27 protein-coding genes and 1 other annotated feature are annotated in these 26201 nt (G+C 40.2%); of the genes, 18 read left to right on the top strand and 9 right to left on the bottom strand.

Annotated elements, in window-relative coordinates:
• The first annotated feature begins 28 nt into the window (after nt 1-28).
• The 4 genes from recO (at nt 29) to J8L86_RS02185 (ending at nt 2671) form a co-directional block, all read left to right on the top strand.
• Nucleotides 29-736, top strand: coding sequence for a DNA repair protein RecO (recO, locus tag J8L86_RS02200; protein WP_055025600.1), 708 nt, complete (start codon nt 29-31; stop codon nt 734-736).
• A gap of 91 nt (nt 737-827) precedes the next feature.
• The gene (gene pdxJ, locus J8L86_RS02195) at nt 828-1565 is read left to right on the top strand and encodes a pyridoxine 5'-phosphate synthase (protein WP_055025601.1); all 738 of its coding nucleotides are present in this window, start codon (nt 828-830) and stop codon (nt 1563-1565) included.
• On the top strand, nt 1565-1945 hold the full coding sequence (acpS, locus tag J8L86_RS02190) for a holo-ACP synthase (RefSeq protein ID WP_055025602.1): 381 nt from the start codon (nt 1565-1567) through the stop codon (nt 1943-1945). The genes pdxJ and acpS overlap by 1 nt, the downstream gene beginning before the upstream one ends.
• 183 nt (nt 1946-2128) lie before the next feature.
• On the top strand, nt 2129-2671 hold the full coding sequence (locus J8L86_RS02185; RefSeq protein ID WP_211028499.1) for an Mpo1-like protein: 543 nt from the start codon (nt 2129-2131) through the stop codon (nt 2669-2671).
• A 72-nt stretch (nt 2672-2743) separates the two neighbouring features.
• On the opposite strand, the gene J8L86_RS02180 is transcribed toward J8L86_RS02185, so the two are convergent.
• Nucleotides 2744-4030 (bottom strand): CNNM domain-containing protein, encoded by a 1287-nt coding sequence (locus J8L86_RS02180; RefSeq protein ID WP_211028498.1) that lies wholly within the window; start codon nt 4028-4030, stop codon nt 2744-2746.
• A gap of 101 nt (nt 4031-4131) precedes the next feature.
• Nucleotides 4132-4920 carry a cytochrome c biogenesis protein CcsA gene (ccsA, locus tag J8L86_RS02175; RefSeq protein ID WP_055025605.1) on the bottom strand — a complete coding sequence of 263 codons (789 nt, stop codon included), beginning with the start codon at nt 4918-4920 and terminating at the stop codon, nt 4132-4134.
• Between the two features lie 266 nt (nt 4921-5186).
• Here ccsA and ffh point away from each other — a divergent pair, with 266 nt between their 5' ends.
• The 8 genes from ffh to J8L86_RS02135 all read left to right on the top strand — a co-directional run bounded on the left by ffh (nt 5187) and on the right by J8L86_RS02135 (nt 11631).
• Nucleotides 5187-6560 (top strand): signal recognition particle protein, encoded by a 1374-nt coding sequence (gene ffh / locus J8L86_RS02170; protein WP_055025606.1) that lies wholly within the window; start codon nt 5187-5189, stop codon nt 6558-6560.
• A 217-nt stretch (nt 6561-6777) separates the two neighbouring features.
• The gene (rpsP, locus tag J8L86_RS02165; protein WP_055025607.1) at nt 6778-7029 is read left to right on the top strand and encodes a 30S ribosomal protein S16; all 252 of its coding nucleotides are present in this window, start codon (nt 6778-6780) and stop codon (nt 7027-7029) included.
• Nucleotides 7030-7049: 20 nt separating this feature from the next.
• Nucleotides 7050-7580: a ribosome maturation factor RimM gene (rimM, locus tag J8L86_RS02160; RefSeq protein WP_055025608.1), complete on the top strand. Its 531-nt coding sequence runs from the start codon at nt 7050-7052 to the stop codon at nt 7578-7580.
• Between the two features lie 15 nt (nt 7581-7595).
• A complete protein-coding gene (gene trmD, locus J8L86_RS02155; protein ID WP_211028497.1) occupies nt 7596-8342 on the top strand; it encodes a tRNA (guanosine(37)-N1)-methyltransferase TrmD in 747 nt (248 codons plus the stop codon).
• Nucleotides 8343-8376: 34 nt separating this feature from the next.
• Entirely contained in the window at nt 8377-8730 is a 354-nt protein-coding gene (rplS, locus tag J8L86_RS02150) for a 50S ribosomal protein L19 (protein WP_055025610.1), read from the top strand.
• Between the two features lie 203 nt (nt 8731-8933).
• The gene (locus tag J8L86_RS02145; RefSeq protein ID WP_065109041.1) at nt 8934-10010 is read left to right on the top strand and encodes a 3-deoxy-7-phosphoheptulonate synthase; all 1077 of its coding nucleotides are present in this window, start codon (nt 8934-8936) and stop codon (nt 10008-10010) included.
• A gap of 29 nt (nt 10011-10039) precedes the next feature.
• Nucleotides 10040-11179: a bifunctional chorismate mutase/prephenate dehydrogenase gene (gene tyrA / locus J8L86_RS02140; protein ID WP_211028496.1), complete on the top strand. Its 1140-nt coding sequence runs from the start codon at nt 10040-10042 to the stop codon at nt 11177-11179.
• 119 nt (nt 11180-11298) lie between these two features.
• Nucleotides 11299-11631: a hypothetical protein gene (locus tag J8L86_RS02135; protein WP_055025613.1), complete on the top strand. Its 333-nt coding sequence runs from the start codon at nt 11299-11301 to the stop codon at nt 11629-11631.
• Nucleotides 11632-11775: 144 nt separating this feature from the next.
• Here the strand turns inward: J8L86_RS02135 and J8L86_RS02130 are convergent, their stop codons facing one another.
• Together J8L86_RS02130 and raiA are read right to left on the bottom strand one after the other, a co-directional pair.
• Nucleotides 11776-13731 carry a chorismate mutase gene (locus J8L86_RS02130; RefSeq protein ID WP_211028495.1) on the bottom strand — a complete coding sequence of 652 codons (1956 nt, stop codon included), beginning with the start codon at nt 13729-13731 and terminating at the stop codon, nt 11776-11778.
• 59 nt (nt 13732-13790) lie between these two features.
• Nucleotides 13791-13904, bottom strand: a sequence feature (Phe leader region).
• Between the two features lie 145 nt (nt 13905-14049).
• Nucleotides 14050-14403, bottom strand: coding sequence for a ribosome-associated translation inhibitor RaiA (gene raiA / locus J8L86_RS02125; RefSeq protein ID WP_055025657.1), 354 nt, complete (start codon nt 14401-14403; stop codon nt 14050-14052).
• Between the two features lie 508 nt (nt 14404-14911).
• Here raiA and J8L86_RS02120 point away from each other — a divergent pair.
• Complete coding sequence (locus J8L86_RS02120; RefSeq protein WP_065109238.1) at nt 14912-15592, top strand: cytochrome b/b6 domain-containing protein; 681 nt, start codon at nt 14912-14914, stop codon at nt 15590-15592.
• A 92-nt stretch (nt 15593-15684) separates the two neighbouring features.
• Here J8L86_RS02120 and J8L86_RS02115 read toward each other — a convergent pair whose 3' ends face one another.
• On the bottom strand, nt 15685-16134 hold the full coding sequence (locus J8L86_RS02115; RefSeq protein WP_211028493.1) for a cytochrome c: 450 nt from the start codon (nt 16132-16134) through the stop codon (nt 15685-15687).
• A gap of 220 nt (nt 16135-16354) precedes the next feature.
• Between J8L86_RS02115 and trpR the strand changes: the two genes are divergently transcribed.
• Nucleotides 16355-16630 (top strand): trp operon repressor, encoded by a 276-nt coding sequence (trpR, locus tag J8L86_RS02110; protein ID WP_055025616.1) that lies wholly within the window; start codon nt 16355-16357, stop codon nt 16628-16630.
• A 55-nt stretch (nt 16631-16685) separates the two neighbouring features.
• On the opposite strand, the gene J8L86_RS02105 is transcribed toward trpR, so the two are convergent.
• Both J8L86_RS02105 and J8L86_RS02100 read right to left on the bottom strand, forming a co-directional pair.
• Nucleotides 16686-17069 carry a hypothetical protein gene (locus J8L86_RS02105; protein ID WP_055025617.1) on the bottom strand — a complete coding sequence of 128 codons (384 nt, stop codon included), beginning with the start codon at nt 17067-17069 and terminating at the stop codon, nt 16686-16688.
• A gap of 224 nt (nt 17070-17293) precedes the next feature.
• Nucleotides 17294-17851, bottom strand: coding sequence for a peptidylprolyl isomerase (locus J8L86_RS02100; protein WP_055025618.1), 558 nt, complete (start codon nt 17849-17851; stop codon nt 17294-17296).
• Between the two features lie 754 nt (nt 17852-18605).
• Between J8L86_RS02100 and thrA the strand changes: the two genes are divergently transcribed.
• The 4 genes from thrA (at nt 18606) to J8L86_RS02080 (ending at nt 24067) form a co-directional block, all read left to right on the top strand.
• Complete coding sequence (gene thrA, locus J8L86_RS02095; RefSeq protein WP_211028491.1) at nt 18606-21074, top strand: bifunctional aspartate kinase/homoserine dehydrogenase I; 2469 nt, start codon at nt 18606-18608, stop codon at nt 21072-21074.
• Nucleotides 21071-22003 (top strand): homoserine kinase, encoded by a 933-nt coding sequence (thrB, locus tag J8L86_RS02090; RefSeq protein WP_211028489.1) that lies wholly within the window; start codon nt 21071-21073, stop codon nt 22001-22003. Before thrA ends, thrB begins: the two co-directional genes overlap by 4 nt.
• A 29-nt stretch (nt 22004-22032) precedes the next feature.
• Nucleotides 22033-23316, top strand: a complete 1284-nt coding sequence (thrC, locus tag J8L86_RS02085; protein WP_211028486.1) for a threonine synthase — start codon at nt 22033-22035, stop codon at nt 23314-23316.
• A 217-nt stretch (nt 23317-23533) separates the two neighbouring features.
• Nucleotides 23534-24067: a hemerythrin domain-containing protein gene (locus tag J8L86_RS02080; RefSeq protein ID WP_065109239.1), complete on the top strand. Its 534-nt coding sequence runs from the start codon at nt 23534-23536 to the stop codon at nt 24065-24067.
• Between the two features lie 89 nt (nt 24068-24156).
• Here the strand turns inward: J8L86_RS02080 and J8L86_RS02075 are convergent, their stop codons facing one another.
• The gene (locus J8L86_RS02075; protein WP_055025622.1) at nt 24157-24342 is read right to left on the bottom strand and encodes a DUF3545 family protein; all 186 of its coding nucleotides are present in this window, start codon (nt 24340-24342) and stop codon (nt 24157-24159) included.
• 198 nt (nt 24343-24540) lie between these two features.
• Complete coding sequence (pgi, locus tag J8L86_RS02070) at nt 24541-26178, bottom strand: glucose-6-phosphate isomerase (RefSeq protein WP_211028484.1); 1638 nt, start codon at nt 26176-26178, stop codon at nt 24541-24543.
• Nucleotides 26179-26201: the final 23 nt, after the last annotated feature.

The raw sequence follows: 26201 nt of genomic DNA, 5'->3' as shown, positions 1-26201 counted from the left end.
GTTTTGTTTTACGCTGTTCATAACTAACATGTTACGCGGATATATACTTCATCATCGACCATACAGAGAATCCAGTGTGATTGTTAATCTGTTAGTCGATGGTGTTGGTCGCATAGATGCACTTGTTCGGGTGGGCAGCGGTAAAAAAAACCTTAAAAGTATCATTCAACCTTTTCAGCCACTGATATTTCAATTCAATTCAAAATCTGACACTTCAGATTCAAGCCTTAAATTTATAACCCAAATAGAGCCTGCTGCCCCTGCATTACCGTTAACTTCTACCAGCTTGTATTCCGCGATGTATCTTAATGAGTTGTTAGTAAGGGTGCTTGATTCAGGGCAACATGCAGAAGGTCTATTTATTCATTATCACCGTTGCATTATGTCGCTTGCGAGCGAATTTAGCTCCGAGCATCTGCGATATTTTGAAATGGAATTATTAGCCGAACTAGGGGCGTTACCTTCATTAGATTATGATACTCAAGGTGAAAAAATTGAACCGGTGATGAGTTACCGTATTATCGCTGATGAAGGTTTTTTACCTGTTGCTCAGCAAGCGAGCACGCATATTACCCACAGTAAGCAACTGTTATCAGGCGAAATGCTGATTAACCTTAAAGCTAAGACATTGACGCCTGAAAACTTGGTACAAGCAAAAGGGCTAATGAGATTACTTTTGTCACCGTTATTGGGGACAAAGCCATTACTAAGTAGAAAACTATTTATTAAAAAATAAGCTAAGTGAATTTATAGAAGTCATTTAAGCTAGGTGAATGAGGTTAATAACCCATTTACGCTAAATATTATTGTGATTAAGGAGCGCTACCGTGAGTGGAATTTTATTAGGAATTAACATCGACCATATTGCTACTCTACGACAAGCGCGTGGTACAGATTATCCTGATCCTGTACATGCAGCAGCAGTCGCAGAACATGCAGGTGCAGATGGTATTACTATTCACTTAAGAGAAGACCGTCGCCACATTGTTGACCGAGATGTATATCTTTTAGCAAAGACGCTAAAAACCAGAATGAATTTTGAATTTGCTGTGACTGAAGAAATGATTTCTATCGCCTGCGATGTTAAACCCGCTTATGCGTGTTTAGTTCCAGAAAAGCGTGAAGAGTTAACGACTGAAGGTGGTTTAGATGTTGCCGGTCAGATGGATAAAATCACTGATGCAGTGACGCGTTTAGCAGGCCATGGGATTAAGGTGTCTTTATTTATTGATGCTGATAAAGCGCAAATCGATGCAGCTGTGGCCTCTGGTGCTCCATATATTGAAATTCATACCGGTTGCTATGCTGATGCTAAAACTGATGAAGAACAAGCATTGGAGTTAGCTCGTATCACTGAAATGGCTAAGTATGCGCATAGCAAGGGCTTAGTTGTGAATGCGGGACACGGTTTGCATTATCACAATGTCAAAGCGATTGCTGCTATTCCTGAACTATATGAGCTTAATATTGGTCATGCAGTGATTGCTAGAGCTGCAATTGATGGTTTAGCTGTCGCAGTTAAAGATATGAAGAAACTGATGCTAGAAGGTCGCAGAGGCGAGTAATGGCAATCAAGGGACTTGGCACAGATATTGTTGAAATCAATCGCATTGAACAGCAGTATGCCCGTTTGGGAGATAAGCTGGCAAAGCGAGTACTCACACCGGTAGAGTTACAAGTGTATATAGCCTCAAGTGCGCCTCATCGCTTTCTTGCAAAGCGATTTGCTGCAAAAGAAGCGGCAGCAAAAGCATTAGGTACAGGTATTGGCCGAGGTGTATCGTTTCAGCATATTCACATCAGTAATAACGATAGTGGTGCACCGCAAGTGAGCTTTACTGACGGGGCGCTTGCACGAATGCATGAACTCGGCGCCACAAGCGGGCATCTGACAATTGCTGATGAGCAGCACTACGCAGTTGCTACCGTGGTTATTGAGTCCTAACGAGTTGTATCGTCAACAACTCATTTTAGTTTTTATAAAAGCGCTTCGGCGCTTTTTTTATTTGTGCTGAAAATTAAATAACTAGTCTAAATGTATTGATTGAAAAACCTAGAGCTTGAGCTCCACTGCTAACTTGAGGTAAGTTAACAAGGTGTTACATAATAATGATAATAAGGACTCAAGATGAAATCGGCCGTAGAACAGCTCGCAACCTATAAAAGTGTGCATTTAAACCCAAAAAACATTCGAACCCACTTCGTCGGTGTACCGTTAATTATTTGGTCAGTCTTTTTGTTGCTTAATCTTATTCCTGTTAATTTTGTCTTATTCGCTGAAGAGGGGATTAAGCTGAACGTAGCTACTCTATTCGCCATAGGCACTTTAGTTTACTACTTTATATTACACAGAGGGTTAGCCTTAGGTTTGACGATTTTTATTATTCCTGTGTTAATCACATCCTCATTAGTGTCACAAATTAATGGCGCATGGATGATTGGCGTTGGCGCATTTTTTATTGGTTGGGTAATTCAGTTTATTGGTCATAAATACGAAAAAGCAAAACCTGCTTTTATTGATGATTTGAATCAGTTATTAATAGGTCCGTTTTTTTTAATGGCTGAACTGTACTTTATGCTGGGTATGAATAAAGCACTAGAGCAAGAGATTACGCCGATTGCCCGAGATAAACGTCGCGCACTTGAGGCAAAAAGAAAACAAGCAGCGTAAACGCCGCCGTTCTCCCATAAATAAAGGCGCATTTTGCGCCTTTATTTATGGGATGAAGAAAGCGTTGGTGTTTTACTCTTCAGCTTCCTCATTGGTGGTTTCTTTCACTAATGGAATGACCTTAACCGTTTTTATCATATTATCTGAGACATCTATGACTTCGATATGGTAGCTATCAATCGTTAAACTGGTACCTGCATCAGGGATATCTTCAAGGTACTCAATAATGATTCCATTCAGCGTTTTTGGTCCCTCTGTCGAAAAGTCCCACTTCATTTCTTTATTTAAATCACGAATGTTGATTGTGGCATCAATAATGAAGCTACCATCTTGTTGAATATCAATGTCTTCGCTGGCAGTGGTAATCATCGAAGTGGTAAAGTCGCCGACAATTTCCTCTAAAATATCTTCAAGGGTGACTAAGCCTTGTATATCGCCATATTCATCAACAACTAATCCAAAACGCTCTTTGTTTTGCTGAAAATTCGATAGCTGAACAGTCAGAGGAGTGCCTTCAGGGATGAAGTATAACTCTTTAACGGCTCTTAATAGCGATGACTTGCTGAATTCTTCTTTTGATTGCAGGCGTAATGCATCACGTAAATGAATAAACCCGACAGCATCATCAATATTATCTCGATATACCAAAACCCTTGTGTGTGGGCTTTGGGTGACTTGTTTATTGATGGTTTTAAAATCATCATTGACATTGATTGCGTAAATATCTGAACGAGGGATCATAATGTCTTCTACCGTGACTTTTTCTAAGTCTAAAATCGATATCAGCATCTCTTGATGTCGTTGTGGAATAAGGGCGCCAGCTTCATGAACAACAGTTCTTAACTCTTCTTGGCTTAAGGCATCATTTACACTGATATTTTTAATGCCGAGTAAGCGAAGAAAACCAGAAGTGATTAAGTTAATCGCTTTAACAAATGGCCATAATACTGAGAGTAGGGCACGTAACAGCCAGCTTGATGGAAAAGCAATTTTTTCAGGGTGTAAGGCTGCAACGGTTTTTGGGGTTACTTCTGCAAAAATCAGTACCACTAATGTGAGAACACCTGTGGCAATGGCAACGCCCACATCACCAAACAAGCGTATTCCAATGATCGTAGCGATTGCTGAGGCAAGAATGTTAACGAGGTTATTACCGATAAGAATTAAACCAATAAGCCTGTCTGGTCGCTCCAACATTTTTAGGGCACGTTGTGCCCCTTTATGACCATTTGCGGCAAGATGGCGAAGTCGATAACGATTTAATGTCATCATCGCCGTCTCTGAGCCTGAAAAGTAAGCTGAGATTAGGATTAATACCAGAAGAGAAAGGAAGAGTGCGCTGGTAGAAATAGCGTCCAAAAATAGCTCCAGTTAATGTAGTAAAAAAAAGACGAATGATGAGTATCAATCATTCGTCATAAGTGTCAAGTTTGCTTGCGGCTAATTAAATAATTATCGGGTTATCGCAAAATGAGCTCGGTTACTATTCGTGCGCCAAAATAAGCAAGCGATAGTAGAGCAGCCCCTGAAAGCGTATAAATAACGGCAGTGCGAATACGACAACCGATAGTGTAATGCTGCCATAACATGATGCTGTACACGACCCAAGCGAGAATAGATAAAATCGCTTTATGGCCTTTGCCGTCTTCAAACATGTCTTCTAAAAAGATAAAGCCTGTTGCTAAAGATAAAGTAAGTAACATCACACCAATAGTAACCAAGTGATATAACTGCTTTTCAACCGTCATTAATGGCGGCATACCAGGGCTCATCATGGTCTTTTTGTTTTTTAATTTATTTTGAATTAGCCATAATTGAATCGCGTAAAGTGCGGCAATCATCAGGGCACTGTACGCCATTAATGATAAAACAATATGGGCGAGAATTTCTGGGTGGCCATCAAAATGAATAATGTACTGTGGTGGAATTAACCAAAGTACGGCAACTGATATTACCGAACAAGCATAAACCACAGGCACGACAACAATCACTTTTAAACGGTGCATTATGATGGTGAAGCTAAAGGCAATGATCCAATTAACTAACGAAATGACATTCGTTAAACTAAAGTTCTGCCCTTCAGCGGTATAAATGGTTTGTGATAGCGCTATGCCATGAAGCACAACTGCAATAGAAGCAAAGATTGCGACTAATTTACGGTTGGGTCCTTCTGCATGAAACAATCGACTTGTAACAAGTACAAGTGCGATGCAGTAAAACAACATAGCCGAAGCTGAAAAAATGACCATCTGGAATAAACCTATCAAGTTAGTAGTGCAGGTTGTTTTTAAAAATAAAATCAGCACAAAATTATTTATCTTAGATTAACATGAACCAAGGTCATTAGGGCAGTGACCTAAGACCCAAAATTTAACAGTTTCCTCCATTTAACGCCAAATAATTTACGAATAATGACCTACATCAATACTCTGTCTGAAGGCTAATCTCGCATCTTGAAGTAGTTTGGGTATAATAGGCGCCAATTATCGAATCGTTTTAAGGTAAACAGCAGAGCATGTTTGAGAATCTATCCGACAGACTGTCGCGCACCCTCAAGAATATTAGTGGTCGTGGTCGCTTAACCGAAGACAACATTAAAGAAACTTTGCGAGAAGTGCGTATGGCACTACTTGAGGCTGATGTTGCATTGCCCGTTGTACGCCAATTTGTTAATAGCGTAAAAGAGCGTGCTGTAGGTCAAGAAGTCTCTAAAAGTTTAAGTCCAGGACAAGCATTCATTAAAATTGTCCAAAATGAACTTGAAAAGGCAATGGGTGAGGCGAATGAAGCTTTAGATTTAGCCGCTCAACCTCCTGCAGTATTAATGATGGCCGGCTTACAAGGGGCGGGTAAAACGACCAGTGTCGCTAAATTAGCGAAATTTTTGCGTGAGCGTGAAAAGAAATCTGTACTGGTGGTCAGCGCTGACGTCTATCGTCCTGCAGCGATCAAACAGTTAGAAACACTAGCAACTGAAGTTGAAGTTGAATTTTTCCCATCAGATGTTAGCCAAAAGCCTGTTGATATCGCAAAGGCGGCTATTGCTCATGCGAAATTAAAGTTCATTGATGTGGTGATAGTCGATACTGCGGGTCGACTCCATGTTGATGAAGCTATGATGGATGAGATTAAAGATCTCCATGCCACGATTAACCCTGTTGAGACTTTATTTGTTGTTGATGCAATGACAGGTCAAGACGCAGCTAATACGGCAAAATCATTTAATGAAGCGCTACCGTTAACGGGTGTCATTCTGACAAAAGTTGATGGTGATGCTCGTGGTGGTGCCGCACTATCTATCAGAAACATTACCGGTAAACCAATTAAATTCTTAGGTGTTGGTGAAAAAACTGATGCACTAGAACCTTTTCATCCTGAACGTATAGCATCACGTATTCTTGGTATGGGCGATGTATTGTCGCTGATTGAAGAAGTTGAGCGTGGTGTTGATAAAGAAAAAGCGATGAAGCTGGCTTCGAAAGTGAAGTCTGGTGGTGGATTCGACCTTGAAGATTTTCGTGAACAACTGCAGCAAATGAAAAACATGGGCGGCATGATGGGCATGATTGAGAAACTGCCCGGTGTAGGCCAACTTCCACCAGAAGCATTAGCTCAAGTTCAAGATGGTAAAATGACCAATCAAATGGAAGCCATTATTAACTCTATGACGCCTGGCGAACGCCAACGTCCAGATATTATCAAAGGATCGCGTAAGCGCCGCATTGCATTAGGTTCAGGTACTCAAATTCAAGACGTTAACCGTCTATTGAAACAGTTTACCCAGATGCAAAAAATGATGAAAAAAATGTCTGGTAAAGGTGGCATGAAGAAAATGATGCGCAGCATGGGCGGAATGATGCCTCCTGGAATGAAGTTCCCAGGGCGTTGATTCGTAGCCTTATTCAACAAAGACTTTTCAATTTGTCCCGTAAAGATTGAATTTTCATTGATGCAACCTTAAATGTCTTGGTTTAAAAAACGACGGATTTGGTTGCATTAATTGTAAAATCAGGTAAAATCTTGCGGCTTTCTCTGGGGCCCTTCGCGAACACGGAGTCCCAGTTTTTATTTTGCTAACTAGCAAATCATTAGAGGAATTAAAACGCATGGTTACCATTCGTTTAGCTCGTGGCGGCGCAAAAAAGCGTCCATTTTACAATATCGTTGTTGCTGATAGCCGCAATGCTCGTGACGGTCGTTTCATCGAACGTGTTGGTTTTTTCAACCCTTTAGCTAAAGGCCAAGAAGAAACTTTACGTTTAGATCTAGACCGTGTAGATCACTGGGTTGCTACTGGTGCTGCAACTTCAGAACGCGTAGCAAAGTTGATCAAAGACGCTCGTAAAGCTGTTGCTTAATAGCGTTAAGGTATAAATAGATGAGTAGTAATCAACAACCCATCGTACTAGGCAAAATTGGTTCTAGTCATGGTATTAAAGGTTGGATGAAAATCACTTCTTATACCGATTCTGTTGAAGGTATTTTTGATTATTCGCCTTGGCTAATTAAAGAACAAGGTGAATGGCGTGAAGTTAAGGTCGCTCAGTGGCGTTATCAAGGTAAAGCAATTGTTGCTTGTCTTGAAGGCGTAAACAACCGAGAAGATGCGCAACTGCTTACTAACTGTGAGATTGCCATCCAGCATGACCAAATTAAAGACTTGTCAGAAGATGAATTCTACTGGCGTGACTTAATTGGTTGTACTGTGACAAACACTAAAGGCTATGACATGGGCAGTGTTGACCAGATCGTGGAAACAGGATCTAACGACGTGTTACTTGTTAAAGCTAACGTTAAAGATGCTTTTGGCAAAGCGGAACGCATGATTCCCTTTGTCCCTGAGCAGTTCATCCTTGAGGTGAATGTGCAAAGTAAACAGATATTAGTGGATTGGGATCCAGACTTTTAAGTCGAGGTACAACATATGTGGTTAGGGGTTGTAACCCTGTTTCCTGAGATGTTTCGTGCTGTTACAGACTTTGGAGTGACGGGTCGAGCCGTTAAAAACGGACTGTTAGAGTTGCAAACATGGAGTCCTCGTGATTTCACACATGATCGACATAATACTGTTGATGACCGCCCTTACGGTGGTGGTCCTGGTATGTTGATGATGGTGCAACCGTTACGCGATGCGATTCATGCTGCGAAAGCAGCTGCAGGTGACGGTGCGAAGGTGATTTACTTATCGCCTCAAGGACGCAAGCTGGATCAGCAAGGTGTCAGTGAGTTAAGTCAATCATCGAGTTTGGTACTGGTATGTGGTCGATACGAAGGTGTTGATGAACGTATCATCCAATCTGAAGTTGATGAAGAATGGTCAATTGGTGATTATGTGCTTTCGGGCGGAGAATTACCTGCGATGACTCTCATTGATTCAGTTGCAAGGCTAGTACCTGGTGTACTAGGTAAGCAAGCATCAGCAGAGCAAGATTCTTTCTCTGATGGTTTATTGGATTGTCCTCACTATACTCGCCCTGAAAACTTGGATGGTGTTGGTGTTCCGGCAGTGTTGTTAAGCGGTGACCACGAAAAAATTAGACTCTGGCGGTTGCAACAAAGTCTTGGTAGGACTTTTTTACGACGACCAGAATTATTTGAAAATCTAGCTCTGACTGGCGAACAAAAGACTCTTTTAGCAGAGTTTGTTAACAATTTAGACAAGCCTGTTTAGTCGAAGCTCAGTTAATCCTAGAACGGAGTAAGTTATGAACAATATCATTAAAATGCTCAACGATGAGCAAATGAAAACTGACGTACCTGAATTTGGTGCTGGTGATACAGTAGTCGTTCAAGTACGTGTTAAAGAAGGTGAAAAAGAGCGTCTACAGGCGTTCGAAGGTGTGGTAATCGCTAAGCGTAACCGTGGTCTTCACTCTGCATTCACTGTACGTAAAATCTCTAATGGCGAAGGTGTTGAGCGTGGTTTCCAAACTCACAGTCCACTAGTAGCTAGCATCGAAGTTAAGCGTCGCGGTCGTGTTCGTCGTGCTAAGCTTTACTACCTACGTGAGCGTTCAGGTAAATCTGCACGTATCCGTGAGAAGTTGGCAACTAAGTAATAGTTACCCGCTTGAAAAATTAGATGCAGTGTTCGCACAACAACCCGCCTATATGGCGGGTTTTTGTTTTATTAGTCAAAATTAAAAATTTTTAGGTTGCCAAGTGAACTTGAACAAGGCATAGTTAGCTTAATTTTGTAATGGTGTAGCGTTACAGTGATATTTTTAGATAGAGTTAACACGAACAGAAGTGAGTATAGAGCATGCAACAAGATACGATTAACAACGTCCACATTAGTTCTGAAAAGGTGTTGGTTACGCCAGCTGAGTTAAAAAATGAGTTACCGTTATCAGATCATGCTTATCAATATATTTTAGATGCTCGCCAAACGGTGGCGGATATTGTTCATAAGCGCGACAATCGTGTGCTAATCGTGACCGGTCCTTGCTCTATTCATGACATCGATGCAGCAAAAGAATATGCATTAAAGCTTAAAAAACTTCACGATGAGTTAAGTGGTGAATTTTACATCTTAATGCGAGTGTACTTCGAAAAACCACGCACCACAGTAGGCTGGAAAGGGCTTATTAATGATCCTGATATGAATGAATCATTTGATGTAGAGAAAGGCTTAAGAATGGCACGTGAGCTGATGATTTGGCTTGCAGAGCTTGAATTGCCTGTGGCAACAGAAGCACTTGATCCAATTAGTCCGCAATACATGTCAGAGTTAGTTACTTGGTCTGCTATTGGAGCAAGAACGACTGAGTCGCAAACCCACCGTGAAATGGCATCGGGCTTATCTATGCCGGTGGGATTCAAAAATGGTACTGATGGCAAACTAGATGTGGCTATTAACGCATTAAAGTCAGCTGCCAGTAGTCATCGCTTTATGGGGATTAACCAACAAGGGCAAGTATCATTATTGCAAACGGCAGGTAACCCAGATGGGCATGTTATCTTACGTGGTGGTAAAACCCCAAACTATGACGCAGAAAGTGTCGCCGTTTGTGAAGAGCAATTACATAAAGCCAAACTGAATGCGCGATTAATCATTGACTGTAGTCATGGTAATTCATCTAAAGATTACACAAGACAAACCTTAGTCTGCGAAGATGTGTTTCAGCAAATCGCCGACGGAAACCGCTCTGTAATTGGTGTGATGTTAGAAAGCCATTTAAATGAAGGAAATCAAGCTTGCGATAAACCATTACCCGAGCTTGCTTATGGCGTATCTGTCACAGATTCATGTATCAATTGGGCGACGACTGAGTCATTATTGCGTCGTAATGCTGAATCATTAAAAGCAATTTTACCTACTCGCTTTGCGGCTAAGTAGTTGACCAATACTGCAGAGATTGAACTACCATGAACGAAAAAACGACATTAGATTTAGAAAATTTACGAGAGTTAATAGATGGCGTAGATAAGCAGTTATTGAATTTGCTACGAAAGCGCTTAGATCTTGTTGCGCAAGTCGGCACGGTTAAGCATGCTGCAGGTGTCCCAATTTATGCTCCGCAACGTGAAGCTTCAATGCTGGCTAAACGCCGTAAAGAGGCGAGTGAGATGGATATTTCTCCTCAACTTATTGAAGATATTTTGCGTCGTTTAATGCGTGAGTCTTATTTAAATGAGAAGGATGTTGGTTTCAAGCAAGTTAAAACGGATCTTGGTCATATTGTTATTGTGGGTGGCGAAGGTCAATTAGGTGGACTTTTTAGTCAAATGCTGACCCTGTCTGGTTATCAAGTTAAAAGCTTAGATAAAGATGATTGGCATCGTGCTGATGAACTTTTTGATGGTGCTGGAATGGTGATTGTCACTGTGCCTATCAAGATTACATGCGAACTGATCAGAGACAAATTAAATAACTTACCTGAGCAGTGTATCTTAGCTGATTTAACATCTATTAAGTCTGAACCGTTAAATGCAATGTTAGCAGCCCATAAAGGTCCTGTAGTTGGCTTACATCCAATGTTTGGTCCTGATGTTGGCAGTTTAGCGAAACAAGTTGTGGTTGTCTGTGATGGGCGTGGAGCGGAGTCTTATCAATGGCTACTTGAGCAAATAACCATTTGGGGTGCTCGAATTGTCAATGAAAATGCCGAAAAGCATGATAAAGCCATGCAGTTAGTTCAAGCAATGCGCCATTTTTCCAGTTTTGTTTATGGGGTGAATTTGTGTAAAGAAGAGGCAGATATTGAGAGTTTATTGCAGTTTAGTTCTCCGATTTACCGTCTTGAGTTAGCGATGGTTGGTCGCTTGTTTGCTCAAGATCCTGAGTTGTATGCCGATATAATATTTGCACAAGAAGGCAGCCAAGTTGCGATTAGTGATTATCTTGATAATTATCGTGATGCGCTGACATTACTGCAAACTGGTAATCGTGAGGCTTTTGTTGCCCAGTTTAAAGATGTGGCTAAATGGTTCGGTGATTTTGCTCCACAATTTCAACATGAAAGCCGTGCAATGTTGCAGTCAGTTAATGATATGAAAACGAATTAGTTTCAATTCGGTTGTAAAAGTCAGCTAAATATTGCGAAATGACGAAACTAGGATTATGGTTATAAGGGAGTTACGCTGAGTAACTCCCTTAAATTTAACGTGAATAGGAGTGAAGTCTGATGACAGAGACTGAGGTTTATACCGCAGAAGATTTATCACTCGGCCACTTTTTATACGCGCTCATGAGCGCATTTCCATTGTTCTTTTTGCCTGTTTTCTTTAGTTTATTGATTAACCTGTCACAAACTAATATAGCGACACATTCATTGCTGTCATCGCATTTACGTTGGCAACGTAACAGTATTACAGGGTTAGTCACTTTATTGTTGATTGGTTACTTTATTCCTTTGCTCTGGCTCAGCATCCCGATTTTTTTGGCTGCTTTAACTTGGTTTAGCTACCGTATTTTTAAAGGTTGGTTAGGGCTAAATGACAGTGTGAATATGTACTAAACAACGGCTAAAGCCTTGCACCTAAAGTAAGGTCAAATACAGTAAGACTAAAAATAAAAAACCGAACTCTTTAGTTCGGTTTTTTGTTGCTTGTTAATTTAGCTAGCTAAAGCTAACAGAAGCTAGATTTTAATAACAAGTTTGCTATTGATGCAATTGATGTAAAAGTTCAGTTTGTTGTGCTGTGTCGGTTAGTTGCTTATTGCCTATAATCAGTCCGTTTGCATTTAGCTGTTTAATCGCTTTAGCTTGTTGACTGACGAGATTATCTTCAACTGCAAAACTAGTGTTCCCAAGTATTGGTAAGTGGCTTTGTGCGATAACTTCAATTAACCCTGCAAGGTCTAGAGATAATTGCTCTGGTGTTGTAAAGCTTCTTACACCAGCTTCAACGAGTATTAATTGCTGATTACCTTGCGTCAGAATTTTGTTTGCCGATGCAAGCCAGTCAGCGGTGCTCGCCATCGTATTTCGCTCTAACAATACTGGCGTTGTCACTGAGCCCGCGGAACATAACAATTCATCGTTATACATTTCTTTGCCTGAAATGTAGACCATATCAGCTACTTTCACCGTGTCATTAATCTCGTTGACTGAATTTACTTCCACGACGCTAGTTAAGCCTGCTTGGTCTAGTAAGTGACAGTATTGCTTTATCTCAGATAAGGAAACACTTTCTGTTGCAGTATTTAGCATTAACACTGCTTGATATCCTGTTTCTTTGATTTGTTTCACTTGTGCAGCAAAGGCATCATTCGCCATTGGAATATCAAGTTGTTTAATGGCCGCAAACTCGCCTTTGCCGACGTTGAATTGTTTAACCTCTATGACCGTTTTTTGCTGGCGATATAAAGTGGAATGTTTTGGGGCATCATCGAGAGTGTTGCTTTTTTCACTGGTTTCTTTTGAGCTGACGGGCTCGATAAGTAATTGACTATTATTTAATTGAGTCGGTTTTACCGTTTCGCATGGGTAACAACCTAGCACTTTAATAAAGCGTGTTAAGCGTTCTAATTCTTTAAGCGCTTGTTGAAGCTCTGCAGTCGCTAAGTTTGCATCAACATCTAAATAAAACATCTCTTCCCAAGGGGTTCCAGGAATAGGGCGAGACTCTAATTTACTCATATTGATATTATGAGCTTTGAGTACGAGTAGCGTTTCAACTAGCGCACCAGGTTTTTGGCCTGTAGCCATAATCAAGGTTGTTTTAGCGGGTAACTGAGAAGGTACATCGACCGCTTTTCTTGCCACAACAATAAAACGGCTTTGATTTATTTTTTGATTTGCTAAACCGTTTTCAGCCGCACTTAGCTGATAAAGCGCTCCGCCTTCTGCACTACCAATAGCAGCAACGCTATTATCGTCAGCATCAATGACATTTTGCATCGCTTCAGCACTACTTGAGCAATATGCCAAGGTTAATTTAGGGTGTTGTGATAGCCAGTGACTGCATTGGCTAATAGGTTGCGGGTGAGCAAATACTGTTTTGATATCTTCTAGGCTTGCTCCGTCTTTGGTCAATAAGCAATGACCCACTTCAATGGTCGTTTCACCGACAATAGAAAGAGAAGTGTGTTGTAAAACATCGTAAACTTCATTGATGGAGCCTGATGAAGTATTTTCTATAGGCAGAAAACCTAAGTCAGCATGACCAAGTTCTACGGATTTAACGATTTCATCAAAGCTCTGACAGCCTAAATCAATCATTTCCACTTGTCTGCGTTGGCAAAAACGGCTGGCAGCTAAATAAGAATAAGAACCGCGAGCGCCTAGATACGCAATAGTAGATTGGGGTTGTTGAATTTCAGGGTTAGCACGACCGTGAAGATATGCTTGCTGATTAAGTACAGAGTCTTCGATAATGCTTTGATATAAAGAGATAACAAAATGGGCGTCTAAACCGTGTTCTCGACCTTGTTGCACCAGTCTTGCAAGTAGTTCTTTTTCACGTTTGGTATCTCGGATAGGTCTGACATCGACTTCCTTACTACGTGCAACATCCAAGCTTAAACTTCTTCGCTTTGAGAGAAGTGATAGTAACTCTTTGTCTAGGGCAGTGATTTGCTCTCGGGTTTGATTTAATTCTGGCGTTTTTTTCATTATTGCCTCTATAAAGACTGCTTAGAGATACTTACTGCCGTATGCATCAGGAATAAATTAATAAAAAGCCCCCCAAGTGGGAGGCTTCTAATTTCATTTTCGTTTTTACACAAAAAATCCGCCTCAATGTGGGGGCTGAATAAAAAAGAAAATAAAATTGCTTGGAATGAATTTGTTCATGTCATTAAAACTAAAGTGCAGAGCAGGTTGTGTCAATTAAATTATGCTCAAGATTATCGATAAACTGAGGTTATTAATGCTAAAGGCATAAAAAAGCGCATCCGAGGATGCGCTCTTGGTTGTTATGTAAATTGATCGTCAAGCTGCTGTTTCCTCCTTGTAGTCATACTCAAAATCATTATCGGTTTCAGCCATTGGCGAAACGTGACGTTGAGCTTGTGGTTTGTGGGTCAGGCGATTTAGCTGTTTTTCCAGCTTTTTACCCATTGCAGTAATTGCTGCGTAAAGGTTCTCGTTTTTCGCCTGGGCAAATAATTCTCCACTTGGCAAGCCTACAGAAGACTCAATTTTAAAGATCTGCTTTTCCTGAGTGATGATAACGTGTGGGTTAATTAATTGAATATCGTGTCGTGTGAGTTTTTCAAACTGTCCTTCAATACGTTCAAGAATTGGTGCAGTGACTTCAAGTTGCTTGCTAGTGATTTTCAGCATATTTCGAACCTTCTGTTGTTTGCTTAAGTTCAGATTACCAAGCTTATAAACAAAAAGCGTGATCTAAATCACGTTTTTAATCCAATGATAGACTGTTTGATTCATATTTGATCGCTTAGACGTTTTTGGTAAAAAACTCAGTAAAATTGCTTGAATTCCTGTTTTAATCGGCTCATATTGGAATGGATAACATGACTTACGCCTCCAAGTGATGATTCATTTTTACCCCACTTTTTATAATAAAATGACCTCATAAATCCTCTCTTGCTCCATCACTTCTTTGTATTTGCTTATGAGTGTCACTCTTTTTGCTGATAATTAACCGATGTTACTGTAAAAATGAATGGGCAAGCATGGAACTCACCTAGTTTGTACAGCCTTGGCTAAATAAGTTGATAAGCGGTTAAATTGACATAAAAAATTACGCTTCTTTACGCAAGATCTCTATGAGAGCAGGTCTAGTGTCTTTATACTGCTAAACAATCTATGAACTTTGATGACTAATAATATGAGTATAGAACAAAAGAAAATTAAGGTATGGGACATACCAACTCGATTATTCCATTGGTTAACGGTTGGGTTATTATTTTCACTTTGGTGGACTGCCGATAGTGGAGAAATGGAGTGGCATCAAATATGTGCCTATAGCTTCATGGTTTTGATTATATTTAGGCTGTTATGGGGTGTTATAGGCAGTGAAACTTCCCGTTTTAGTGACTTTATTGCAGGCCCTAAAAAAGTCATGGCCTATGCTACTGGAAAAAAGACTTCACCAGTCGTTGGTCATAACCCATTAGGTGGTTACATGGTATTGTTTATGCTGGCCGTGTTAAGCCTTCAATTGGTCAGTGGTCTATTTTCTAGTGACGACATATTTACTGAAGGTCCCCTATATTCAATGGTTTCTTCAGATGTTAGTCGTTGGTTTACATGGTTGCATAAAGTCAATTTTAACGTCATTTTAGCTTGTATCATCCTCCATATTTCAGTCATATTGATTTATGCCATTAGAGGCAATAATTTAGTTTCTGCGATGATTTCTGGTAATAAAAAGCTGTCAGATGAAGAGTTAAGCATGTTACCAAATACGCCGAAAATGGCTTCATCTATCTTAGCGATGAGCTTAGTACTTATATTAAGTGCTGTAATTGGGTATTGGCTAATTGCACCTATTGTTGCTTTCTTATAAATCGATACTTAATTTTTCTGATATTGATTTGTTCAGATCAAAAAGCCCACTTTAGTAGTGGGCTTTTTATTTGTATTGATTAACTAAATTAATTAATCTTTTTTGTACATATCGTGACAACCTTTACAGCTCTTGCCGGTATTACCAAAAGCCTGCTTGATTTGTTTTTTATCGCCACTTTGAGCAGCAACTGATAACTTAGCGGCATTCTCTTGGAAAGTTGTCATTTTGCCATCAAAGTCAGCTTTGTTTGACCAGATTTTGGCTAGCGCTTCAGTATCGCCCTTGTCAGAGCCATCAATGAAGCCTTCATGTGGTATTTTGGCTAACGCTTCAAGGTTTGCTGCACGAGTTTGAAAAACATTAAGATCGAAATCTTTTTTACCTTTCAACATGGCACCCATGTCTGCAAATTGATAACGGATTAAGCTAAATCCTGATTTACGATAATCAATCGCGTCATCTGCATCTTCAAAGTTGTGCGCATTGACACTTGGTATAAGTAGTGCACTCACTGCTATTGCTAATATCTGGCTTTTCATAAGCTTTCTCTTATTTTCTAGTTATATGGTTAAGAAATGTCATCTAGGTTCATGTCACATTTTACACATAATTTTGAACTGAGTGCGAGTGTTGTTTGTGTCTATTTGTAAGTAAAAAAGTAAAATTTAGCAATAATAAAAAAGATTCAAAATTTTTTATTTCTATCGAGAAAAACTTGGTACACTTTGTACTGTTGAAGCATTACTAAAAGAGAGCAATATGCGCGCAAATTGGGAATCCGTGATTGAGAAGGTGTTGAGTTATCCTGACTCAGACGAGTTGAATGTGTTATTTCAATTGCTATTAACTGAAGAAGAACGCAGTGCCGTTGCAGGTCGTTTAAAAGTTTTCCAATTACTACTTCAAGGTGAACTCAGTCAGCGACAAATATCAGCAGATTATCAGGTCAGTATTGCTACAATTACACGATGTTCAAATTATCTAAAAAATATGAATAATGAACACCGTGAATTGATCCGTAATATGATTTTGTAAGGCTCGTTAATGATAAATGGGTCATTAAGGTCGGATGATTTTGATCTGATTTTGATTACCAACGCTGCATTTTAACGACAGGGACCTTATGGTGCCTGTAGCTAATTCGGCGCAGTAAAATGTATAAACCGTAGGTCAATAAACAGATAGAGATTACGACACCTGAATCTCGTGGTAGGAATCGAAATATAAGTCCCGCAGACATAATGTAAATGAAGGGTAAATAACCATAAATACTCTCAGGTAAAATCCCATCGATACGTTTTCGCTTCCTATCGGTTCGACGGTTACGCGAGCGTTGATTCCAAATGTGAGCGCCATAAAAATATACCAACAACGATGCTATGATGGCATAAGGTTCTTTTAATAGGGCAACACTTCCTGCCCCAATAACCAGATAAGTTAATGGTAGGATTTCATAGATTGGTTTAATTAACATAAGCACTCCGTCGCTTGTTATTAATCATCAGTTAGTATCAAAAATTAACGCTATAATCTTTGTCGATACTCACTGCTGTTTTTTTATACTCATTAAATAATAACTTAAAAAAAATACGTTACCCATGAAATTGGCTAACGTATCTTTGATTTCAAACTTTTGGCGTAGTGCTGAGAGCCTAAGTCATTGAATTAAGCATTAAGCACTTTACACCCGCTGTTGAGTTAGTGACAACCACAGCCACCATTGCCATCACAGCCAGGCTTTTCTGTATCACATTGCTCGTGTTCATGAGCATGATCATGGCCACAACCGCCTGCTGCATGAATATGTCCGTGAGCCACTTCTTCAGCTGTCGCTTCACGAACATCCATCACTTCGACACTGAAGTTTAGGGCTTGGCCTGCAAGAGGGTGGTTGCCGTCTACAACGACAACGGTATCTTTTACTTCTGTCACTTGAACAGGACGTTGACCCATTTCTGTTTCTGCAATGAAACGCATACCTGGAACGATATCTTCGATATCACCAAAAGCTTCTAAAGGCACTTCTTGTTTTAGGCCTTCGTGGTATTCCCCGTAAGCTTGTTCTGTTGGGATATTTGCATCGAATTTATCACCAGCAACTTTGCCTTCAAGTTCAACCTCAAGACCCGGAATTAATCCTTCTGTGCCATGAAGGTAAACCATTGGTTCTGCTTCAAATGAACTTTCAATCAGTTCGCCATTAGCGTCTGTTAAGCGGTAGTGAATAGTCACTGCTGAATGTTTTGTGATTTTCATATCGACTCCAATTCTTAATGTGGCGGCATGATAATACTTTTTAACTTTGTGTGCGATGATTTGTATCAGCTTTTGCTTATTCAATCACATGTTTCTGAATTTGTTTAAAATGAAACAATTTCAAGCAAGTTGATGATAGAGGAGATTAAAACATCTTATTTTGTTGAGTTGACGGATAATCAGTACTGGTAATCGTATTATTCATGCTTTTATCTTTACTTGCCCTTTTCTGTGCAGTTTAAGTAGCTGTTTTTTTTGGTTTTTTATGTTTGCGTACTCTGAGGGTTACGTTTACGTAAACAGGGGTTTTATGCGGAATTTTGTATGATTAGCGGATAAAAACTGTCATTAGCAGCTTATTTCTCAACGATATTAGAACAATCTGGAATAAGCGGTTAAAAATAAAGCTTTATTAGGGGTTGACAACAGAGGGCAAAAAAAGCAATTCTGTTATTAATTCAAAACAAGTACATATTTGCTCGTGTTAATTGCATTGTTTTTTTCAATTTAATAGCAAAAATAGTACAAAAGAAAACAAATTTTAAATAAGTAGAGTGTTCGAATGAATGTCCATCACTATGTTGTAGCTACCATTATTACTACAACCACCACAATTACTGTTGTGGGGGCGGGCTAAGTACACCCTAAAGATTTTATCGAAAGCCCGCTTCCCACAAAGAAGCGGGCTTTTTTGTTTCTATGCATAAATTATGAATAAATTTAGCTAAAGCTAACGAGTTAATGGAGTAATAAAATGAAAGTAATGAAGTTTGGCGGCACCTCGTTAGCCAATTGGCAACGTTTTCTCATGGCGGCAGATATTATTGAGCAGTCATCGGCTCAGGAGTCTGTTGCAACAGTCTTGTCTGCGCCTGCAACAGTGACTAATGGACTATTAGATTTAGTGGATTTAGCGCAGCAAGGTAAGGACTACAGCGCGACGTTAACTCAGATTGAGCAGGTGTTTATAGGGTTATTTTCCAGTGCCGCGCAGACGCTTATTTCTGCTGAGCAGAAACAAGTTTTAGATGAAAAGTTAGTAATGCAACTGGCGGATTGGAAGGATAAATTAACTGGAATCGCCTTGTTGAATGAATGTCCTGACCATGTAAGGGCGCAAGTTGTCGTATCGGGTGAGCGTCTTTCTGCTGCGTTAATGGAGCAGGTTATGAAGGCTAAATCGTTGACTGCTGCACAGTTTGATCCTAGGCAGCTTTTTTTAGCTCATGGTAAGCCTTTAGAGTCAGTTGTTGATATTAAAGCAAGTAAACAACGTTTTGCTGCATTAAATTTAGAAGAGGCAAGAGTTTGGATTATGCCTGGGTTTACTGCGGCAAATGAGTCAGGTAAAACGGTCACTTTAGGCCGAAATGGCTCAGACTATTCAGCTGCAGTTTTGGCTGCATGCATAGATGCATCAAGTTGTGAAATTTGGACTGATGTCGATGGTGTTTATAATACTGATCCGCGCGTTGTTGCCGATGCTAAGTTACTTGAACAGTTAAGTTATCAAGAAGCCATGGAGCTGTCGTACTTTGGTGCCAAAGTTTTGCACCCTAAAACCATTGCACCGATAGCTCAGTATCATATCCCTTGTTATATCAAAAATAGTTTTAATCCTTCTGCGCCTGGCACTTTAGTGTCGAACGAGGCTGACAAGACCGGATTGCAAGTTAAGGCTATTTCAAACCTTGATGATCAGACGATGTTTAATATCTCTGGCCCGGGAATGAAAGGCATGGTTGGTATGGCAAGTCGGACATTAGATGCCATCTCTCGCAGTGGTATTTCTGTCTCTTTGATCACGCAAAGCTCATCTGAATACAGCATTAGTTTTTGTGTTAATACAGATGAAGCTGAAAAGGCCAAACAAGCGCTTGAGCTTGAGTTTGAGTTAGAAATCCAGTCAGAGCTACTTGAACCAATCGAGCTTAGACAACATTTAGCGATTGTTTCATTAATTGGCGATGGCATGAAAACTCATAAAGGGGCGGCGGCGAAGTTCTTTAGTGCGTTAGCCAAAGCCAGTGTGAACATCGTAGCGATTGCACAAGGCTCATCTGAGCGTTCAATCTCGACTGTGATTGAACAACGTAAAACTAAGCATGCTATTGCAGCTTGTCATCAAGCTTTTTTTGATGTTCAACAATATCTAGATGTGTTTCTCGTCGGGGCGGGCAATGTGGGAGCGGGTTTATTAGCGCAAATTCACCAACAAGCTCAAATGCTAAAAGAGCAGCACATCACAATGCGAGTGTGTGGCATCGCTAATTCTCGTAAAATGTTGTTAAACAGTGACGGTGTTGATTTAACTCATTGGCAAACTTTACTCGCTGATTGTCAAACAAGTTATGATCTACCCGCTTTGTTTGCTTGGGGTAAAGAGCAGCAATTACTTAATCCTGTGTTAGTGGATTGTACTTCAAGTGAGTTGGTTTCTGACAGATACGTCGATGCAATGAACGCTGGTTTTCATGTTGTTACCCCAAATAAAAAAGCCAACACTCGTGATTATCAATATTATCAACAATTGCGAAGCACAGCGTTGTTGCAACGTCGTCAGTTTTTATATGAGACAACAGTCGGTGCAGGGCTTCCTGTTATTGATAACTTGAAAAAGCTGTTATTTGCAGGTGATAAATTGCAACGATTTAATGGCATATTATCTGGTTCATTATCTTATATCTTTGGCATGCTAGATGAAGGCATGAGTCTATCTGAAGCCACGTCGATTGCTCGTGAAAAGTGCTTTACTGAACCTGATCCTCGTGAAGATTTAAGTGGTATGGATGTCGCACGAAAAGTCTTAATTTTGGCGCGTGAAGTGGGCATGGAACTTGAGCTAGATGATGTCATCGTAGAGTCAGTATTACCTGCATCTTTCGATGCATCAGGGGATATCGACACCTTTATGGCAAACCTTCCTAAACTTGATGCTGAAGTGAGTGCGCGAGTTGAAACAGCAAAAGCTGCAGGTAAGTTACTGCGTTATGTTGGTCAAATTGAAGATGGAAAGTGCTATGTACGTATTGCTGAAGTGGATTCAAGTGATCCACTTTACAGTGTTAAAGGCGGCGAAAACGCCTTAGCATTTTACAGCCAATACTATCAGCCCATCCCATTTGTGCTAAGAGGCTATGGCGCTGGAACTGATGTAACAGCTGCAGGCGCATTTGCAGATGTATTAAGAACGCTTAATTGGACACGAGAGGTTGGGCTATGAGCATAACAGTTTATGCACCAGCATCTATGGGGAATGTCGGTGTCGGCTATGACTTACTTGGGGCAGCACTTGCTCCAATTGATGGAAGCTTACTTGGTGACCGGGTGATGATTGAGTCAGCTGAGTCTGGTGTACATTACTCTCAAACAGGGGCTTGGGCAGATAAGTTACCTGCAGATGGAAAAGACAATATAGTCTATCAGTGCGCTGAATTTTTTCTTGAAAAGCTAGCTATTCAACAAGGTGTTGCTATTAGGCTTGAAAAAAACTTACCAGTCGGCAGTGGATTAGGCTCGAGTGCCAGTTCAGTAGTTGCCGCTTTGTATGCGCTTAATGAACACTTTGAACAACCGTTTGACCAGCAAGCCTTGTTATTATTAATGGGTGAGTTTGAAGGTATGATTTCTGGCAGTGTTCACTTTGATAATGTGGCACCGTGTTATTTAGGTGGAATGCAGCTCATGTTGAATACCCCACAACAGGTCTGCGCAACGATCCCTGGCTTTAAACAATGGTATTGGGTTGTTGCTTATCCAGGGATTTCATTGTCGACGGCTAAAATGCGAGCGCTATTACCCGAGCAATATGACAAGTCCGTGGCGATTGACTTTGCAAGACACCTTAGTGTTTTTGTTCATGCAAGCTATCAGCAAGACGCCTCATTAGCCATCAGTGTGCTAAAAGATGTTATGGCTGAGCCGTATCGTGCCAGTGCTATTCCCGGCTATACAGCAGCAAGAGAGGCATTAGCTGAGCTGGGTATGCTAACAACAGGTATTTCAGGCAGTGGGCCGACTTTATTTTCTGTGACCGATAATTTAGCCGTTGCAGAGCAAGCTAAATCGTGGCTTGAGAAACATTATTTATCACAGGCTGGTGGTTTTGCCCATGTCTGCCAACTCGACGATGCTGGCACCCGTCGTGTGTAACTCAATTATTATTGTATAGGCGTACCAAAATGGAATTATATAATTTAAAACATCCTTCTCAAGTGGTCAGTTTCAGTGAAGCGGTGCAACTTGGACTTGGAAAGGATAGAGGGTTGTTTTTCCCTAAATCAATACCAACAATATCGAATATTGATGAGCTGCTACAGCTTCCTTTTGTTGAGCGAGGCAAGAAAGTGCTGGGCGCTTGGCTCGCTGATGAAATCGGTCAAGCAAGTGTTGATAAGTTAGTTGAGAATGCATTTACTTTTGAAGCGCCGTTAGTTGCTGCTGATGATAAACGCGCTTGTTTAGAATTGTTTCATGGACCAACCTTAGCATTTAAGGATTTTGGTGCACGCTTTATGGCCCAGTGCGTTAATTTACTTGCTGGTGATAAAAAGTTAACGATTTTAACGGCGACTTCTGGAGATACCGGCGCGGCAGTGGCAGATGCTTTTTATGGCTTAGATGCCGTACAAGTTGTGGTGATGTACCCAAAAGGCAAAATCAGTGAGCTACAAGAAAAAATGTTCACTACATTGGGGCGCAATATTCATACTGTTGCGGTAACTGCTGATTTTGATGCCTGTCAAACCTTGGTAAAACAAGCATTTGATGATAATGATGTTCGTGATGGGCTACATTTAAACTCCGCTAATTCAATTAACATCAGTCGTTTATTAGCACAGATTTGTTATTACTTTGAAGCGGTTGCACAAGCAAAGCAAAAAGGTAATGACGAGATTGTAGTATCAGTACCTAGTGGTAATTTTGGTAATTTAACTGCTGGATTATTTGCAAAAGCGATGGGCTTACCTATCAAGCGCTTTATCGCTGCAACCAATTCAAATGATACCGTTCCTCGTTATTTATCAGCTGGTGATTGGGCGCCAAATGCGACTGTTGCTACGATGTCTAATGCTATGGATGTATCTGAACCATCAAATTGGCCAAGAGTTGAAGCAATATGCGAAACAATGGGGTGGCCATTATCATCGATAACAGGCGTAGCGTTAACGGAATTGCAAACCACCAAAGCGTTAATTGACTTATACCAATTAGGCTACCAATCAGAGCCACACGCTGCGATTGCGGCTCAAGCTTTGACAGATGAGCTTGAGGCTAACGAAACAGGCATATTTTTAGGCACAGCTCACCCTGCTAAGTTTAAGGATGTTGTGGATGAGCAATTACATATTAACCTTCCTTTACCTGTAGAACTTGAGGCGGTGGTTAATAAACCTATATTGTCAGCGGAACTAGCGCCTGACTTTGAGCAATTAAAAGCACACTTATTTAAAACCTTAAATTAACGAGTAGGGCTTAAAGCTATAAAGCACCGTAAAGGTGCTTTTTTTATGGTAAAAATTGCTCAGGAATATGCTTTTTCATTGCTTTTAAAGGGGGTTATTACAATCATTTATTTTATGATCTTCGTCATAACAAGAATTCAACCACTAGTGTAGATTGTAAATACTCGAAGTGTGATTAATCTATATACATGAAGGAATTGTGGTTATGGATAAAATGATATTGAAAAGGCTAATGAATGATCATAAGCATATTGCAGTTTTACTTGATGTATTAGCTAAAAAAAATCACAAACTTTCCCAAGGTGAAGCGGTTAACTTTTCGTTGATTAGAGATGTTGTCGAATATATGCAAGTCTATGCTGAGCATAGTCATCACCCTTTAGAAGACATCACTTACAATTACTTTGTTAAACAATTTTCTAGCCCCTGTAATACTCAACTACACGAAGAACACACAAAGCTTGCTGAGTATTCGGGTGCATTAATGTATAGCTTGAATCTTATTCTATCTGATGTGGTTATTTCTCGTGAAAAGTTAGTGACAGATTTGCAAGCTTATGTCGATATTCAGCGTAGCCATATGCATTACGAAGAAAGTGAATTGTTTCCTTTATTTGCAAAACAACTCACCGCACAGGACTGGGATACGATTAAATCTCAATGTGAAAAGCAATTAGTGGATGATCCTTTATTTAGTGACAATGATGAAAGTATCTTTGAAGATTTAAAAGCGCACATAGGCTTAGCTTGAAATGTTAACTAAATGAAACAAAAAAAGAGCGCTATATGCGCTCTTTTTATTTTTTGATTTATGAATAACTATTCAATTAGTTTTAATGCTTATAATGGCATTGTTTCAAAATCAAAATCAAAACTTGTATCAATGTCTTGAAGTTCTTTGAGTAGACGCTGTTTGTCCTTTAACGCTTCTATCTCCCGCCATTTACGTTTTTTGTTTGAGCTTTTTGAGCGAGTTGGTCTTTCAACAACTTGGTCTAGCGCACCACCATAGTCTAAACGATCCATGGTAAACCTCCCTTGTTATTATGATGTCTCTATGCAAATAAGTATCATATTTCATCGCTATTGTGCAATAGCTTTGTTTCATTTTTGTTAATGCGGGCTGACAATTTAATGAAGCTTTACTGGCTAATTTAGTGACTTGTGCTATGTGAAGAAATAAGAGGGAATAAAAAAGCCAGCTTATGCTGGCTTTTTTAGGGTTTATATCTGACCTTGTCGATATAAATTAATTAATGCATTACTCGAACAATCTAGCTCTGAAGCGTCTTTTTCAGCTCCAATCCTATCAAGAACGTCATTTCCAAGTACCTTACCAAGTTCAACTCCCCATTGATCAAAAGAGTTAATTTGCCAAATAGCACCTTGAACAAAGGTTCTATGCTCATAAAGTGCGATTAAAGCACCTAAAGTGGTAGGGGTTAGCTTATCCATTAATAATGTGTTGCTAGGCTTATTGCCTGACATGACTTTGTGCTGTGAAATAAGGCTTTTTTCTGCTTCTGGCATATCTTTCTCTGCAAGTTCAGCGTATGCCTCATCATACGTGCGCCCTTGCATTAATGCTTGGGTTTGTCCAAAGCAGTTAGAAGCAAGTTGGTTATGATGTTCACCTAACGGATTATGGCTTTGAAGCGGCATAATAAAGTCAGCAGGAATGAGTGCAGTGCCTTGATGCAGTAATTGGTGATAAGCATGTTGACCATTGGTGCCTTCACCGCCCCAAATTACCGGACCAGTACTAAAGTCAACTTGAGTACCATCTAGCATGACTGATTTACCATTACTTTCCATATCAAGTTGCTGGAAGTAAGCCGGTAAACCACGCAGGTAATGGTCATAGGTTAATACCACATGAGATTGCGCATCATGGAAGTTGCCATATAACACTGATAGCATGCCCATAATGACAGGCATATTTTGCTCAAGTGGTGTATGAGCAAAATGTGTATCCATCTGATGAGCACCGTCTAGTAACTGTGTAAAGTTGTCGAAGCCGACTAGCAAGGCAATGGGTAAGCCAATTGCTGACCATAATGAATAACGACCGCCAACCCAGTCCCACATAGGGAAAATGTTTTCAGCGTCAATACCGAATTCTGTGGCTTTATCGACGTTTGAAGTCACTGCAACAAAGTGTTTTGCAACATCAGTCTGCGAGCCACCATTCGCCAAGAACCAATCTTTAGCGCTAAGCGTGTTGGTTAAGGTTTCTTGAGTGCCAAATGATTTAGATGACATAACAAACAGGGTTGTTTCTGCATCTAAACCTTTTAACTTTTCACAGATAGAGGTGGCATCAACATTGGCAACAAAATGACAATTAAGACCTTTAACCCAGTACGGGCGTAATGCTTGAGAGACAATTTTTGGACCTAAAAAGGAGCCGCCAATACCAATGCTGACAATATCAGTAATGGTTTTACCGGTATAACCCTTCCAGTGGCCATCTTGCACTGATTCAACAAACTGCTGCATTTTAGCCAGTGTCTGCTGTACTTCAGGTACGATATTCTTGCCTTCAGCCATTATTACCTGTTCAGGCTTACTGCGAAGTGCCGTATGAAGTACTGCACGGCCTTCTGTGTTATTAATAATGTCGCCATTAAACATGGCTGCAATCTTATCGCTTAGGTTAGCTTCTTTAGCTAATTTGAACAGCAAAGATAAGGTTTCATCATTAATGCGGTTTTTAGAATAATCTAGTAATAAACCACAGTCCTTAACACTGAGTTGCTCAAACCTTTGTGGGTTTTGAGCAAAAAGTTCGCGCATATGAGGCAATACAGATGCATTTTGAATTAACTGCTGCCAGGTATTACTCTGAGTTAAATGGGTCATGCAAATCACTCCATTGATTAATT

The organism is Shewanella sp. MMG014, assembly GCF_018100775.1.
Classification (GTDB): domain Bacteria; phylum Pseudomonadota; class Gammaproteobacteria; order Enterobacterales; family Shewanellaceae; genus Shewanella; species Shewanella japonica.
This window is presented reverse-complemented; position numbering and strand designations above follow the sequence as displayed.